The following is a 15,037-nucleotide window of genomic DNA, read 5'->3' as shown; positions in this document are numbered from 1 at the left end:
CGGGCTCGCTGCGCCGATCCGCCTTTCAACCGCTGCTGTCGGCCTGCTGGTCGAGCGGTCGTGCGGTCACCGCGCCCACCAGCGGCGGGGCCTCGCGCGACACGCCATGGGTGACCTGCTTGGCGAGCTGCTCGGCGATTCGGTGCCGTGAAGAGAACGTGTCGCCTTTTCGGGGCCGGTACCAGACCGTGATCCAGTTCAGCGAACCCAGAATGCCCTTGGAGGCCAGCGAGGGCTCCACGGCCGCAAGACTTCCGGCCGCGATGCCTTCCCGCAGCACGTTCTCGAACAGGTGCTCGTAGGCATCGCGCATCGCAACGACTTCCTTCAGCGCCTCCCTCTCCGAAGCGCTGGTCGTGGTGGACTGGTGAAGCTCCACGCCCTGGACGGTGACCCGCTGGTAGTGCAAGTGCTCCATCATCACCATCGCATGCCGATAGGACATGCTTTGCAGCTTCTGGACAGGGTCCAGCGACTGGTCCTGCACCACCGGCAACTGCGCGCGCAGGTTCAGCACCATCGCACGTTTGTGCACGGCGAAGAACAGGTCGGCCTTGCTGCGGTAGTGGTAGTAGACGCTGCCCTTCGTGGCACCGATCTGGGCCGCGATGACATCGATGGACGCGGCCGCAAATCCGAAGTTCGTGAAGGCCCTCGCCGCCGCATCGAGAAGGGCCAGTTGCGTCGTCGGCATCGACTCGTAGTCGGTATCCACCCAACCCATGATGTTGTCCGGAAGTTCCACGAAATGCCCTCTCTCCACGCGCGCAGGATCGTCGATCCTACTACGGGTGCGGACGGCGTCAGGCCTGGTCGAACGGGTCGGCATCGGGCTCCAGCGTCGTGCTTCCCAAAGGGGGTGTCCCCTTGCGAATGCTCCCTGGCGTGTCGGAGAGCTTGATCGGAATGCCGGGACCGACATAGTCGGGCTGGCGAACCACCATCTGCCGGTACTGGGCGTGCTCGGAGGTCGCAACGCTGGCGATGTCCAGAATCGGGGCGGCCGGCACACCGTCCGCCAGCAACCGCTTGCCGAACTCGTCACCATCCACCCTGGAAAAAGCCCGGGACAACGCCACTTCGAGCGCCTCGCGGTTCTCGACCCGCAGCTTGTTCGTTGCGAAACGCGGGTCCGTGGGCAGGTGGGGCGTTTGCAGATGCGTGCACAGCTTCGCGAACAGCCGGTCGTTCGCCACGGCGATGAACAGTGGGTAGGAGGCCGTCTTGTACACGTTGTAGGGCACGATATTGGCGTGCCGGTTGCCCGTAGGGCCCGGCACCTTGCCCGAATGGAGGTAGTTGCTCAGGAAGGGATGCGCCACCGACACCGCGCAGTCGTAGAGACTGACGTCCGCCATCTGGCCCCGGCCCGTCCGGGCGCGGGCCTGCAGGGCCAGCAAGACCGCCATTGCCGCATTCATGCCGGTGGTGAGGTCGACGACGGGCACGCCGATGCGCACCGGCTCAGCGCCCTGATCGCCATTGATCGAGAGCAGCCCCGCCATCGCCTGCACGGCGGCGTCGTAGCCTGGCAGCCCGCCGTAGGGTCCGGTATCGCCGAAGCCCGTGATGCGGCAGTGGATCAGGCGCGGGTAGCGCTCGGTGAACCATTGGACGTTGGGAATGCCCCAGGATTGCAGCGTGCTGAGCTTGAAGTTCTCGAGCAGGACGTCGGCTGTCTCCAACATGGCGTAGAGGCGATCACGTTCCTCCGCCTTTCCCAGGTCCAGCACGACGCTGCGCTTGTTGCGGTTGACGGCGTTGAAGTAGGCCGAGTGCCCGTTGACAAAGGGAGGGCCGAAACCGCGGCACTCGTCGCCTTCCGGACTCTCGATCTTGAGCACGTCCGCGCCGTGGTCCCCCAGGATCTGCCCCGCAAAAGGGCCGGCGAGCACGCGCGCCGCATCGACCACCTTCAGTCCCGCCAGCGCGCCCAACCCGGGTTGCGAAGTGTTCTCGGTGTGTGTCGTCATTCCTGGATGCTCCAGCGCAGCTCGTGCCCGCCATGGATTTCCTGGTGCGCGAAACCCAGGGAGAGCCGGCGGTTGTGGGCTTGCAAGGCCCCTTCGAAAAGGCCATTCCAGGCGAGGTCCAGGCCGGGGTCCCACTCGGCCACCCCTTCGCGGAATGCCCAGCCTTGCTGCCTTACCTCCCAGCCACCGCCGGTGCGGGTCAGATCGGCGCTGTCACCGTGAGCGAGCGCGATGGACTGGAGGAAGCGGCCAAAGCCAGCGGCGTCCGTCCCGAAGTCCTCGCCGAGCCGGCGCGAGGTCGCGTGGTAGAACTGCATGCCGATCATCTTGGCCGCCAATCGAAGGCGCGAAGAGGCCTCGTCGGGTCCCCACAAGGCGAGCGCGGTGGGGAACGCGGAGCGCACGTACTCCATCGCGTAGTTGCGATGCGCTTTGTCCAGGCGTTCTTGGGGCCAGGTCTGGGTCGGCAGCTTCGGCGCCTTCTGGGGATCGAAGTCCGGTGCATCCTCGTGCCGGGCGAAGCGCAGCCGCTCGTGCGGCGCCAGGTCGCGGTCGTACTCGAAGTAGTAGCCCTCGAGGCCCGATTGGCCATCGACCGTCTGTTTGGTGCACACGAAACCCAGGCGCGGGTTGTTCAACATGGTGCCGTTCTGGGCGTGCCAGCCCAGGAGCATCGCCCTGGAGACTTCGGGCGGAATGCCGCACAGCGCGGTGTCCGCCCAGATCCACCGCGGCGCGGCGTACCGGATCCAGGCCTTGCGTTCGGTCTCGGGCATGAACTCCACGGAGACGCCGCCGATGTGGTTCGAGAGGTAGTGGTACTGCGCGGCAGCGACGGCGGGCGGCAGCTGGTCGATGCCGAGCTTCTTCAGCCCTGGCAGAAACCGCTCACGCCGTTGGCGGCAGAAAATCTCATGGACCAGCTCCTCCGCTTTGGCCGTGCCAAGTCGAGACACGGCGAAAAGCACGATGCCCGTGAAGTAGGCGTGATAGAGCTCAGCGACGGCGCGCCATGCACCGGACTGCTCTGTGATGGAAGGGTCGTGCGGCATCTTCGAGGTGGATTTCATCGTTGCGTCAGGAATGGGAAGCCGAGGCCTCGCGCTTGATCGCCCGGGCGATCACCAGCCGTTGGATCTCCGAGGTGCCCTCGTAGATTTCCGTGATTCGCTGGTCACGATAGCAGCGCTCGACCACATTCGGCTTCACGTAGCCTCGACCGGCCAGCACGGACATCGACGTGTCGCAGATCTCGTGGGAAGCCTCCGTGGAGAAGAGCTTGGCCATGGCGCCGAGCGCACTGACGTCCTTGCCCGCGTCGTAGGCCTTCGCGGCTTCGAAAACCATCATGCGCGCGGCAGAGAAGCTTGTCGCCGCGTCGGCCATCATGAAACCAACGCCCTGGTGGTCGATGATCGACTTGCCGAAGGTCTTGCGCGACGCCGCGAACTCGGCGGCCGCCCGGTAGCTGCACAGGGCGATGCCGAGCGCCTGCGCCGCGACGACGATCCGTCCGACATTGAGTGTGGACAGCGCGAGCTTCAATCCTTGCCCTTCCTCGCCGACCATGCTCTCTTGCGGCACCCAGACGTCCACCTTCAGGTTTGTCGTCGTTGTGCCGCGAATGCCCATCTTGTCTTCGTAGAAGTCGACGACCGCGCCCGCCGTTGACCGGGGCACCCAGAACGCCGTGATGTTGTTCCGCGCACCTTCTTCGCCCGTGCGGGCAAACACGATGAAGTGCGTCGAGTGCCCACCATTCCCGAGCCAGCACTTTTCACCCCGGATGCGCCAGCCGTCACCTTCCCGGACGGCCGTGGTCGCGACCGCCGCCGCGTCCGATCCGGCGCCACGCTCGCTCAACGCGAAGTTGACCGCCTCCCCCTTGCGGGCCAGCCCCCGAGCAATGCCTGCTTCTGCGTTTCGTTGCCGCCAAGGAGCACCGGGAAGGCGCCAAGAGACAGCGCCGCCATGATCGCCGCGGTCGATCCGCAGCCCGCACCAATGGCCTCCACCACGGCGACCAGCGACACGAGAGACGCGCCACCACCGCCGTAGGCCTTCGGCAGAAACATGCCCGAGATGCCGGACTCCCGCAGCGGGTCCAGGTGCTCGATCGGATAGCGCTGCTCGCGATCGATGGCGTCGGCGGCCGGCGCGAAGTGCTTCGCGGTGAGTTCCTGCGCGAGACCCTGCCAACGCAGCGACTCATCCTCCAGCGGCATTTCCCATAAGACCGACATCTGTTTCTCCGTGTTTTGAGGCGCCGTGCGCCGATGAATACTGATTGGTATCTTACGGCTTCATCGATTGCTGTGCAATGATTCTCTTTAGAAATGTACCTATTGCCAAACTCACAAGATACTTGTTAGTATGTTAAAAAACATACGCAGGATGTCATGACTGGACCATTGCTTGGAATTCGAGTGCTGGACGCGACCGCGGCCCTTTCAGGGCCGGTCGCGACACAAATCCTGGGTGACATGGGGGCCGATGTCATCAAGGTGGAGTCGCCTGACGGCGACACCATCCGCGGCATGGGCCCCGCCCGCCATGACGGCATGGGGGCGATGTTCCTGCACACGAACCGCAGCAAGCGCAGCATCGTTCTCGACCTGAAGGAGGGCGCCGCACGGGAGGCGTTTGTTCGCCTGGCGGGCACTTGCGACATCGTCGTGTGCAACACGCGACCGAAGGCCATGGCCCGCCTGGGCCTGGACTACGCGAACCTCAGCAAGGAAAGGCCTGGCCTCGTCTACGTGAGCATCGTGGGCTACGGGGCCGGTGGGCCCGATTCCGACAAGCCCGCCTATGACGACCTGATCCAGGCCGTTGCAGGCATACCCTCGCTCCACGCGCCTGGCGAGCCGCCGCGCTACGCGCCGATCGCCGTCGCGGACAGGGTGACCGGCATCTGCGCCGCCAACGCCGCGCTGGGTGCCATGGTGCACAAGCTGCGCACAGGTCAGGGCCAATGTGTCGAAGTCCCCATGTTCGAGACCATCGCAGCGCTCGTCCTCGCCGACCACATGGCAGGACTGACGTTCGAGCCCTCTCTGGGCCCGCCCATCTTCCAGCGGTACGTGTCCATCCGGCGGCCGTTCCCGACCACCGACGGCTCCCTCTGCCTCATGGTCCTGACGGACAAGCAGTGGCGCACCTTCTTCCACACCGCCGGCCAGCCCGAGGTGATGGACGACGAGCGCTTCACGACGGTGGCAAGCCGCACCCGGCATCTCGAGGCGCTCTACGACATCGTTGCCTCACTGCTCAAGCAGCGACCCACGGACGAGTGGATCGCCCTGCTGCAGGAGGCCGACATCCCGGTGGCCAAGCTGGAGACGGTGCAGTCCCTCATGTCGCATGCGCATTTGATCAAGACGGGGTTCTTCCAGGAACTGCAGCACCCCAGCGAGGGCGCCATCCGGACGGTCGCAAAGACCAGCAACTGGTCTCTCACGCCAACGGGACCGACCAGGCCGACGCCGAGGCTGGGCGAACACACGCGCGAAATCCTCGCGGAATGCGGTTATTCGCCGCAGCAGGCAGACCAGCTCATCGCTGCCGGCGCAGCCCGGGAGGCCCGATGAAAGCCGTCGTGTGCCGTGAGTATGGCGGCCTCGATGCCGCCAGGCTGGAGGAGGTGCCTTCGCCAACGATCCGGCCGGGATGCGTGCGCATCCGGGTGGAAGCCTGCAGCGCGAGCTTCGCGAGCCTCCTGGTCATGGAGGGCAAGCACCAGAACAAGGCGCCCTTGCCACTGATTCCCGGCACCGAACTGGCCGGCGTGATCACCGAAGTGGGCGAAGGCGCATCGCGATTTGCCATCGGCGACCGGGTCATCGCGGGGGTTCAGTCCGGAGCCTATGCCCAGGAAGTGATTGCGCCCGAAGAGACGGTGTTCGCCCTGCCTGACGGGGTGGGCTTCGACACGGGCGCGCAGATCCCCACGATCTACGGCACCGCGTTCGGTGCGTTGGCCTGGCGGGCGAAGGTCGAGCCTGGTGAAGTGGTGCTGGTTCATGGTGCCGGCGGCGGGAGTGGCCTGGCGGCCATCGAGGTCGCCAAGGCGTTGGGGGCGCGCGTGATTGCCACGGCAGGTTCGGAAGAGAAGGCGGCGATCGCGCGGGCCCATGGTGCGGATCTCGCCATCAACTACCGGACAGACAACTGGCGGGAGGCTGTCCTCGCGGCCACCCATGCCCGCGGCGCAGACGTCATCTACGACCCGGTCGGAGGCGAGACGTTCGACATCTCGCTGCGATGCATCGCACCCGACGGGCGCATCATTCCCATGGGATTTGCCAGCGGCACCATCCCGACCATCCCGGCCAACATCGTGCTGGTCAAGAACATCACCATCATCGGGGTGTACTGGGGCTACTACTTCGGCTGGGGCAAGCACCCGGTGCCGGCCACCAACGACACCAGGCTGCGGCGCACCTACGCCCAACTGTTCGCGTGGGTCCTGGAGCAGAAGCTGCGCCCCCGTGCGCACGCAGTCCTTCCTCTCGCCAATTTTCGCGAGGCCCTCGAAATGATTGCCTCTCGCGAGGTCATCGGCCGCGTCCTGATGCGGCCACAGCAAGAGACTGCGCCGTCAGCCTCGTAAACCACCTGAACCCAGAAGGAGACACCATGTTGATTCGCCGAGCCTTGTGCGCCATTCCGCTGCTTGCCCTCATCGGGGCCGCGCACGCGCAAGACAAGTACCCGTCCCGCCCGATCATGCTGGTCTCGCCCTATGCCGCCGGCGGGGCGACAGAGACCTTCGCACGCCTGCTGAGCGAGGATTTCTCGGCCATCATCGGGCAGCCCCTGGTCATCGAACAGAGAGCGGGCGCCGCCGGAACGATCGGTGCGCGCTACGTCGCGACCAGCAAACCGGATGGGTACACGCTTCTCGCGAACACGTCACAGCACGTGATGTACGAGGGCATGTACCGGAAGCTGCCCTTCGATGCCATGAAGGACTTCAAGCCCGTCGGCATCCTGGGCTCGTCGCCGATCCTGGTCGTCGTGGCCGAAGCGTCCCCGTACAAGAGCTTCAAGGACGTGCTCGAAGCGGCCAAGACGAAGGACATCACCTACGCATCTGGCGCGCTGGGCTCCTTGCCGCACCTCACGGGTGAGCGCGTCGCGAGCCTGGCCAAGATCAAGATGACCCATGTCCCGTTCTCGGGCAACGCGCCGGCGGTGACCAGCACGCTCGGTGGACACGTCGACATGATGTACTCCACCGCTCCCAGCGTCATCACGCAGATCAAGGGCGGCAAGATGCGGGCCTTGGCGGTCTCGACCAAGGAGCGCATGCCCGAACTGCCGAACGTGCCCACCATCGCCGAGTCCGGCATGGCCGGCTTCGACGTCACGGCCTGGTATGCGGTGTGGGCACCGAAAGACACGCCCAACGACGTGGTGCGGACCCTCAATGAAACGCTGCGCGCTGCCGCTGCGAAGCCTGGGGCCCGCAAGCGCATGGCCGACGCGAGCGTGACGCCCAGCAACCTGACCGCCGAGCAGTTCGCGGCCTTCGCGGAGCGCGAGCGCCAGGTTTGGCTGCCCGTGATGAAGGCCGCCGGCCTGGAGCCTGAGAACTGACATGGCCGACGGTGGCGTTGAGGTCCGCGTCGACGGACATGTGGCCTGGGTAACGATCAACCGGCCGCAGCGGATGAATGCGTTGGCCAAGGCCACGTTCGCCCAGCTCGCGGAGGCTTCGCTCATGCTGGACGACGATCCGCAGGTTCGGGTCGTCGTCTACACCGGCGCCGGTGAGCGCGCGTTCTCCGCGGGCGTGGACCTGAAGGAGCTGGATGCCGCCGGCCGCATGGCCCATCCCATGGGCGGACGCGAGCGAAACCTCAATGAGCTTGTGCTGGAGATGTCCAAGCCCACCATCGCCGCCATCAACGGCGTCGCCGCCGGCGGCGGGTGCGAACTCGCGCTCGCTTGCGACATCCGGATCGCGGCGCAAGGCGCAAGAATGGGCCTGCCGGAAGCCAAGGTGGGGATGGGGGCCAACTTCGGTAGTGTGGTCCTGCCCTTGCTGGTCCCGCGGGGTATCGCCCTGGAACTGTTGTACACCGGGCAACTGGTCGACATGGAGGTGGCGCAGCGGATCGGCCTGGTGAACCACGTGGTGCCTCAGGCCGAGCTCATCGAGCGGAGCCGTGCGCTGGCAACCCAGATCGCGGACAACGCTCCGTTGACGGTGCAGCGCATGAAGGCCGTCAGCTTCAAGAGCATCGGACTGCCGGCCTCGGCCGCCTTGCGCTTGAACGTGGGCCCGAATCCGTACATCTCTGAAGATCGGCTCGAAGGCAACCGCGCCTTTGTGGAAAAGCGCAAGCCCAGATTCCGGGGCCGCTAAGGCCGCGCCTGTTTCGTAGGGAGTCTGAACGGGTCGCGACCCCTCGAGCGTCATCAAGGGGTGGCGGAGGACCTAGAAAGCAGCGAACCCTTCTCACGGAAGTTGGTGAGCGTTAACCATTGAATTTCTGCAGGCGTTTAAAAAATGCGCTCGCCGCCTCAGCGCCCCCCAGTGGCCCTACGGGTTGCTCTAAGGGACGTTGTGGCTTGCAGTGGCCGTGCGACGAGAGGCTCGACCTTGATCGCACGAAGCTGATGTGGCGGCAGGTCCAGGCGTCTTCGGCAACGTGCCTTTCGAGACGCTGTGGCTCATTGGACTTGCGCCAGTCTGCGAAGCTTTTCCAGCCATGGCGATCCGCCTCCTTGGTTCTGTGAGGTTGGCCCTCAGTCAGGGCCAATGATCTGGGGCGCGCAGCCGCCCGCTCCGGTTCCCTGCGTCACGCAAGGGAACCGGAGGGGGAAGCCGCAACTACGCGCCTCACCTTGGAAACTGGCGGTACGGGCGACCTCAGCGACCTCGAGAACTCCTTTGAGCGTAGTTGACAAAGCTAACGAGAGATGGGTTCAAGTTGCGGAACTGCGTCTTGCCCAGAATGATTTTCCGGCAGATCGGCGTTCGCGAGGCCGGCGCATCAGCAAGTACACCGCGGGGATCACAAACATGGACAGCAAGGGGGCGGTGATCATGCCGCCGACCATGGGCGCGGCAATGCGTTGCATGACCTCGGAGCCGGTTCCCGTCCCCCACATGATGGGAAACAAACCGCCCAGAATGACGGCCACGGTCATCGCCTTGGGACGCACTCGCAGCACCGCGCCTTCCCGAATCGCATCGAGCAGGTCGGCCGCCGTGGTCTTGCCCTGGTCGAGTCGGTCGCTCCAGGCGGATTTCAGGTACAGCAGCATGATCACGCCGAACTCGGCGGACACCCCGGCCAAGGCGATGAACCCGACGGCGCCGGCCACCGACAGGTTGTAGCCCAAAAGGTACAGCAGCCAGATGCCGCCCACCAGCGCAAACGGCAGCGTGGCCATGATCAGCAAAGCCTCGTCAAAGCGTTTGAACGTCAGGTAGAGCAGCACGAAGATGGTCAGCAGCGTGAACGGCACCACCACCTTGAGCTTGGCCGTGGCGCGCTCCAGAAACTCGAACTGGCCGGACCAGGAGACCGAATAACCTGGCGGCAGCTGGACCTTGTCCGCGACGGCTTTCTGCATGTCCTGCACGGCCGAGCGCAGATCACGTCCGCGAATGTCTACATAGACCAAGCCCGACAGGCGGGCGTTTTCGCTGCGCAGCATGGGTGGACCGTCGGTGATGCGGATGTCGGCCACGTCCGACAGCAGCAGGCGCGAGCCGCGTTCTGTCACAAAGGGCAGGCTGCGCAGCTTCTCCAGCGAATCCCGGATCTCGCGCGGGTAGCGCATGTTGATCGGGAAGCGCTGCAGGCCTTCCACCGTCTCACCAATGTTCTCGCCACCCACGGCCGCGCTGATGACCGACTGCACGTCGGCCACGTTGAGGCCAAAGCGCGATGCCGCATCCCGCTTGATATTGACGTCCACATAGCGCCCCCCGGTCAGGCGCTCGGCCAGCACGCTCGTGACGCCAGGAACACCCTTGAGGGCCCGCTCGATCTCGCCAGTCAGTCGGTCTATCGTGACCAGGTCGGCACCCGCCACCTTGACCCCCACCGGGCTCTTGATGCCGGTGGCCAGCATGTCGATGCGGTTGCGGATGGGCGGCACCCAAATGTTGGACAGGCCGGGCACCTTGACGATGCGGTCCAGTTCTTCCACCAGCTTGTCCTGCGTCATGCCGGCGCGCCACTGTTCGCGTGGCTTGAACTGAATGGTGGTTTCAAACATCTCCATCGGTGCCGGGTCGGTTGCCGTCTCGGCGCGGCCGGCTTTGCCATACACGCTGGCGACCTCGGGCACGGTCTTGATCAACCGATCGGTCTGCTGCAGCAACTCGCTGGCCTTGCCAGCCGACAGACCTGGCAGCGCGGACGGCATGTAGAGCAGATCACCTTCGTCCAGCCGCGGCATGAACTCGCCGCCGATGTGCCGCAGCGGCCAGAGGCTGATGAGCAGGACCATGCCGGCGGCCAGCAGCGTGATCTTGGGTGCGCGCAGTACCACCTCCAACGTCGGCCGGTAGACAGCGATCAGCATGCGGTTCAACGGATTGGACTTCTCATCGGGAATCCGGCCCCGGATCAGGTAACCCATCAGCACAGGAATCAAGGTCACCGACAACCCGGCCGCCGCCGCCATGGCGTAGGTCTTGGTGAACGCCAGCGGCGAGAACAGCCTTCCTTCCTGGGCTTCCAGCGTGAACACCGGGATGAACGACAAGGTGATGATCAGCAGCGAGAAGAACAGCGCCGGCCCGACTTCGGCCGCCGCGTCGCCGATGACCCGCCAGCGCGCTTCCCCTTTCAGTGTTTCGCCCGGATGATCTTGCCCCCAATGCTCCAGGTGTTTGTGGGCGTTCTCGATCATCACCACGGCGGCGTCTACCATGGCGCCGATGGCAATCGCAATGCCGCCCAGCGACATGATATTGGCGTTGACGCCCTGGTAGTGCATCACGATGAAGGCGGCCAGGATGCCCAGTGGCAACGAAACGATGGCCACAAACGCCGAGCGCAGGTGGAACAGGAAGATGAAGCACACCACGGCGACGACCAGGAACTCCTCCAGCAGCTTGTGTATGAGGTTGTCCACGGCACGTTCGATCAGTCCCGAGCGGTCGTAGACCGGGACGATTTCAACGCCCCTGGGCAAGCTGGCCTGCAGGGTCTGGATCTTCGCCTTGACGGCGCCAATGGTCTCCAGCGCGTTCTTGCCGGAACGCATGATGATCACGCCACCGGTGGCCTCACCTTCACCGTCCAGCTCGCCGATGCCGCGGCGCATCTCCGGGCCGATCTGGACACGTGCCACGTCTCCCAGGCGCACGGAGATGCCGGCAGGCGTGGTCGTCAACGGCACCGAACGGAAATCCTCCAGGCTCTGCAGGTAGCCCGAAGCCCGCACCATGTATTCGGCCTCCCCGAGTTCCAGCACCGAGCCACCGGCTTCCTGGTTGGCCTTCTGGATGGCGTCGGCCACCTTGGTATGCGCAATCGCATAGGCCGCCAGCTTGTCCGGGTCCAACACGATCTGATACTGCCGCACCATGCCACCGACCGATGCGACCTCGGCCACGTTGGGCACGGTCTTGAGCTCGTACTTCAGGAACCAGTCCTGCAGGGCACGCAGCTGCCCGACGTCCTGAGTGCCGCTGCGGTCGATCAGGGCGTACTGGTAAATCCAGCCCACTCCGGTGGCGTCCGGCCCCAGCGAGGCCTTGGCCGCCGCCGGCAGACGCGACTGGACCTGGTTGAGGTACTCCAGCACGCGGGAGCGCGCCCAGTAGAGGTCGGTCCCGTCCTCGAACAGCACATAGACGTAGGAGTCGCCAAAGAAGGAATAGCCGCGCACCGTCTTCGCCCCCGGCACCGAGAGCATGGTCGTGGTCAGCGGATAGGTGACCTGGTTTTCGACAAGGCGCGGTGCCTGGCCGGGATAGGTGGTGCGGATGATGACCTGCACATCCGACAGATCAGGCAAGGCGTCCAGCGGCGTTCTCATCACCGAGTACACGCCCCAGGCCGCGATCATCAGCGTGGCCAGCAGCACCAGAAAACGGTTGCCGATGGACCAGCGTATCAGGCGGGCGATCACCGCGGAACTCCCGATGCCGGGGTAACGGGTGCCAAGGGCTGAATGGAGGTCAGGGTCGGCTCGCCGTCCTGGGGCATCACGAACTCGAACTGGACCCGGTCGCCCTTGACCACGTTGCTCGGCATGCCGCTGGCAGGTGCTTTGAATTCCATGGTCATGGCGCCCATACCGGCCGTAGGGAGCGGGCCATGGGCCAGCAGCGCGCTGTGCTGGTCGATGGCGATCACCTGTGCTTCGCCGGGGTGCCGGGCCAGCGGCGGCGGAGCGGCCTCGCTGTTGAGCCGGGCCTCCACGCCCTTGAGGCTGGCCTCCGAGTCAATCAGGAACTGCGAGGACACCACCACACGCTGGCCAGCCTGCAGGCCGCGTCTGATTTCCGTCTGCCCGCCGCTTTCAATGCCGGCCTCGACATCGACGGGCCGGAAGCGGCCGTTGTCCTCGGCCAGCATCACGACGGTGCGTTTACCGGTCTGGATGACCGCTTCGGTGGGGACTAGCAAGGCCTTCTCCGCCCGCATGTCCATGAACTGCATGGTCACGAACATGCCCGGCACCAGGCGCGAGCCCGGGTTGGCCAGCTCCAGCCGGGCCTTGAGCGTGCGCGTCGCCGCATTGACGTCCGGCAAGAGGGCTTGCACCTTGCCATCGAAGACCGTGCCGGGCATGGCCGGACTGCGGGCTTGCACCTTGGCACCCGGGCGCAGCAGCGCCGCCTGGCTCTCGGGCACCTCGGCGTTGGCCCAGACTGTGGACAGCCCATTGATGCGGAACAGGGTCATCCCCGCCGACACCGCCATGCCCTCACGTGCCACCAGTTCCACCACCACGCCACCCAATGGCGCCGTGACCGTGGTGTGGGCCTGCGTCTTGCCGCTGGCCTCCACCCGCTGGATCTGCTGCTCGCTCATGCCCGCCTGGCGCATGCGCTGGCGCGCGCCATCGACCAACGATCCCAAGTCGTTGCCCTGCATGCGCTTGAGCGCCAAAAACTCTTCTTGAGCGGCCACCCAATCCGGAACATACAGGTCCAGCACAGGCTGCCCATTGGTCACAGGGTCCAGCGTGGCGCGCACATGCAGACGCTCGACGTAGCCGGTCGCCCGGGCTTGCACGGTGGCCTGGTTGCGCTCGTTGAAAGCAATGTTGCCGACCGCGGAGACCTGAGGCGACAGCGTGCCCTCGGTGACGGCTGCGGTGCGCACCCCCAGGCTCTGCTGAATCCGCGGGCTGACGGTGACCTTGCTTTGGTCGGCATCGCTATCCGCATAGACCGGCACCAGCATCATGTCCATGAAAGGCGACTTGGCCGGCTTGTCGAACTTGTTGCCCGGCACCATCGGGTCGTGGTAGTAGAGGATCTTGCGGCCAGTGACCAGGTCGGTATCGCCCGCCTTGAGGCCTGCGCTGATGTGGCGGCGTGTGGCTTCTTCGCCTTCGGCGATGCTTTGGGGTCCGGCTGTGGGCGCGGTCGCTGGGGTCGACGCTGATGCACTCTGTGAGGTGGTGGCAGTCATGCTGCCGTTTCTCATGCCCAGGGCGTACAGGCCATAGCCTGCGGCGCCCAGCACGCCGGCAGCGATCAGCCCGGCAACGAGGTGTTTCTTGTTCATGGCAGCTCCCTGGCTTGAACCGGCATGCTGTGTTCGGCGGGGACGAGGAAGTTGAGCTGGGCCCAGGCGCGCGCGGCTTCCATTTCCAGCGTCAGGGCCTGCGCACGGATGTCGATCTCATCGCGGCGCGCGGCCAGCGCGCTGGTCAGGTCGCTCTTGCCGATGCGGTAGCTGGTCAGTGCCGCCTCGGTGCGCTGACGCGCTGTCGGGATCAGCTCATTGCGGTACCGGGCGACCCGGTCCTTCCCGGTTTGCCAGTCGTTGAGCCAGCCGCGCACCTCGGCTTCATGGTTGCGCAGCGTGTCTTCGTAACGGGCCTTGGCTTCGTCGACCATGGCCAGCTTGGCGGCCAGTTCGCGGTCTTGGCGGTTCCTCTGATTCCATTGAAGGGGGATCGATACGCCGATCGAGACCATGTTGGCGTACGCCGGGCCACGCTGGGCGTAGCTGGCCTCGACGCTCCAGTCGGCTTGTTTGTTGGCTTGGGCCAGCCGGGCATCGGTTTGCGCGGCATCGACCTCTGCGCTCACGACCAGCAGCTCCGGGTGTTGCTTGAGGTGCTCGCTTGAAACTCCGCTCGGGAAAGGATGGCTCTGCCAAGGCGGCGAACCGGAAAGCGGTCGCTCCGCATCGGGAGCGCCCACCCAGCGGGCCAGCATCAGGCTGGCGTTGCGCGACTGGCGGTCGATCTGGCTGAGCCGGTCCTCCAGCTGAATCACGGCGCTGCGGGCAGCGAACACATCGGCCTGACTGCCCCGCGCGGTGCGAAAGGCGCTATCGGCAGACTGCATCTGCAGCCGGGATTCGTCGACCTGTTGCTGAACCAGCTCGCGCATGGCCTGGGTGTAATACCGGTCCAGCCAGGCCAGTGATGTGTCGCGTTGCAGTTTGGCCAGTGTCAACTGGCGCTGTGCCTGCACTCGTTGCGCGTCGCGTTCAAAGCGCTCCGAGCGCAACTGACGCTTTTCGGACCGGGTGATTTCCTGCATGACGCCGATGCGGCGCATGGTCATGAAGTCGCGCGTCAGGCTGCCGCGGTCCGAGCCATTGGCAGGCAGGTTGTCGATGCCGAATTTGAGCACCGGATCGGGGAGCTGGCCGGCCGCCACCGCCTGTTCGCGGGCAGAGGCGGTCAGCGCACCTTGGGCAACCAATTGTTGGGACCGATCGACGGCAATGCGCTGCGCATCAATCAAGGACAAAGGGCCAGCGGCCCACGCCGCAGACGCCATGGCCACCATCAAGGCTGGCGCGGCAGTCCGATAAATCGGAAGGGGAATCAACATAAAACCTCCAGAGCACGAAGAACGACCTGTCGATGCACGGGAAATGCATCAGACAGGACCT

Annotated in this window: 10 protein-coding genes and 1 pseudogene; 4 read left to right on the top strand and 7 right to left on the bottom strand. The window is 65.2% G+C overall.

Annotated features, from left to right (window positions below; translation table 11 throughout):
- Positions 1-25 precede the first annotated feature (25 nt).
- The 4 genes and pseudogenes from ABSY19_RS07435 to ABSY19_RS07420 form a co-directional block, all read right to left on the bottom strand.
- A complete protein-coding gene (locus tag ABSY19_RS07435) occupies positions 26-724 on the bottom strand; it encodes a TetR/AcrR family transcriptional regulator (protein ID WP_382163727.1) in 699 nt (232 codons plus the stop codon).
- A gap of 79 nt (positions 725-803) precedes the next feature.
- Positions 804-1,973 carry a CaiB/BaiF CoA transferase family protein gene (locus tag ABSY19_RS07430; RefSeq protein WP_382160783.1) on the bottom strand — a complete coding sequence of 390 codons (1,170 nt, stop codon included), beginning with the start codon at positions 1,971-1,973 and terminating at the stop codon, positions 804-806.
- Positions 1,970-3,043: a hypothetical protein gene (locus tag ABSY19_RS07425; protein ID WP_382160781.1), complete on the bottom strand. Its 1,074-nt coding sequence runs from the start codon at positions 3,041-3,043 to the stop codon at positions 1,970-1,972. Before ABSY19_RS07425 ends, ABSY19_RS07430 begins: the two co-directional genes overlap by 4 nt.
- 7 nt (positions 3,044-3,050) lie before the next feature.
- Positions 3,051-4,216 (bottom strand): annotated as a pseudogene (locus ABSY19_RS07420) (acyl-CoA dehydrogenase family protein).
- A gap of 156 nt (positions 4,217-4,372) precedes the next feature.
- Here ABSY19_RS07420 and ABSY19_RS07415 point away from each other — a divergent pair.
- Genes ABSY19_RS07415 through ABSY19_RS07400 form a run of 4 tightly spaced genes read left to right on the top strand, consistent with a single transcriptional unit; the run spans position 4,373 to position 8,346 of the window.
- Positions 4,373-5,563 carry a CaiB/BaiF CoA transferase family protein gene (locus tag ABSY19_RS07415; protein WP_382160778.1) on the top strand — a complete coding sequence of 397 codons (1,191 nt, stop codon included), beginning with the start codon at positions 4,373-4,375 and terminating at the stop codon, positions 5,561-5,563.
- Positions 5,560-6,585: an NADPH:quinone oxidoreductase family protein gene (locus tag ABSY19_RS07410; RefSeq protein WP_382160775.1), complete on the top strand. Its 1,026-nt coding sequence runs from the start codon at positions 5,560-5,562 to the stop codon at positions 6,583-6,585. The genes ABSY19_RS07415 and ABSY19_RS07410 overlap by 4 nt, the downstream gene beginning before the upstream one ends.
- 26 nt (positions 6,586-6,611) lie before the next feature.
- Positions 6,612-7,574, top strand: coding sequence for a Bug family tripartite tricarboxylate transporter substrate binding protein (locus ABSY19_RS07405; RefSeq protein WP_382160772.1), 963 nt, complete (start codon positions 6,612-6,614; stop codon positions 7,572-7,574).
- Position 7,575: 1 nt separating this feature from the next.
- A complete protein-coding gene (locus tag ABSY19_RS07400) occupies positions 7,576-8,346 on the top strand; it encodes an enoyl-CoA hydratase/isomerase family protein (RefSeq protein ID WP_382160769.1) in 771 nt (256 codons plus the stop codon).
- A gap of 563 nt (positions 8,347-8,909) precedes the next feature.
- On the opposite strand, the gene ABSY19_RS07395 is transcribed toward ABSY19_RS07400, so the two are convergent.
- The 3 genes from ABSY19_RS07395 to ABSY19_RS07385 are packed head-to-tail and all read right to left on the bottom strand — an operon-like array spanning position 8,910 to position 14,976.
- Positions 8,910-12,080, bottom strand: a complete 3,171-nt coding sequence (locus tag ABSY19_RS07395) for an efflux RND transporter permease subunit (RefSeq protein WP_382160766.1) — start codon at positions 12,078-12,080, stop codon at positions 8,910-8,912.
- Positions 12,077-13,690: an efflux RND transporter periplasmic adaptor subunit gene (locus tag ABSY19_RS07390; protein ID WP_382160763.1), complete on the bottom strand. Its 1,614-nt coding sequence runs from the start codon at positions 13,688-13,690 to the stop codon at positions 12,077-12,079. The genes ABSY19_RS07395 and ABSY19_RS07390 overlap by 4 nt, the downstream gene beginning before the upstream one ends.
- Positions 13,687-14,976 carry a TolC family protein gene (locus ABSY19_RS07385; protein ID WP_382160761.1) on the bottom strand — a complete coding sequence of 430 codons (1,290 nt, stop codon included), beginning with the start codon at positions 14,974-14,976 and terminating at the stop codon, positions 13,687-13,689. The genes ABSY19_RS07390 and ABSY19_RS07385 overlap by 4 nt, the downstream gene beginning before the upstream one ends.
- Between the last annotated feature and the right edge of the window lie 61 nt (positions 14,977-15,037).

The organism is Hydrogenophaga sp. ANAO-22 (assembly GCF_042466645.1).
In the GTDB taxonomy this organism is placed as follows: domain Bacteria; phylum Pseudomonadota; class Gammaproteobacteria; order Burkholderiales; family Burkholderiaceae_C; genus Hydrogenophaga.
Note: the sequence above shows the minus strand (reverse complement) of the source record. Positions and strands in the feature narration are given on the sequence as shown.

Coding starts and splice junctions, on each gene's coding strand:
- ABSY19_RS07435 (WP_382163727.1), bottom strand. CDS start 724: ATGGGTTGGGTGGATACCGACTACGAGTCGATGCCGACGACGCAACTG.
- ABSY19_RS07430 (WP_382160783.1), bottom strand. CDS start 1,973: ATGACGACACACACCGAGAACACTTCGCAACCCGGGTTGGGCGCGCTG.
- ABSY19_RS07425 (WP_382160781.1), bottom strand. CDS start 3,043: ATGAAATCCACCTCGAAGATGCCGCACGACCCTTCCATCACAGAGCAG.
- ABSY19_RS07415 (WP_382160778.1), top strand. CDS start 4,373: ATGACTGGACCATTGCTTGGAATTCGAGTGCTGGACGCGACCGCGGCC.
- ABSY19_RS07410 (WP_382160775.1), top strand. CDS start 5,560: ATGAAAGCCGTCGTGTGCCGTGAGTATGGCGGCCTCGATGCCGCCAGG.
- ABSY19_RS07405 (WP_382160772.1), top strand. CDS start 6,612: ATGTTGATTCGCCGAGCCTTGTGCGCCATTCCGCTGCTTGCCCTCATC.
- ABSY19_RS07400 (WP_382160769.1), top strand. CDS start 7,576: ATGGCCGACGGTGGCGTTGAGGTCCGCGTCGACGGACATGTGGCCTGG.
- ABSY19_RS07390 (WP_382160763.1), bottom strand. CDS start 13,690: ATGAACAAGAAACACCTCGTTGCCGGGCTGATCGCTGCCGGCGTGCTG.
- ABSY19_RS07385 (WP_382160761.1), bottom strand. CDS start 14,976: ATGTTGATTCCCCTTCCGATTTATCGGACTGCCGCGCCAGCCTTGATG.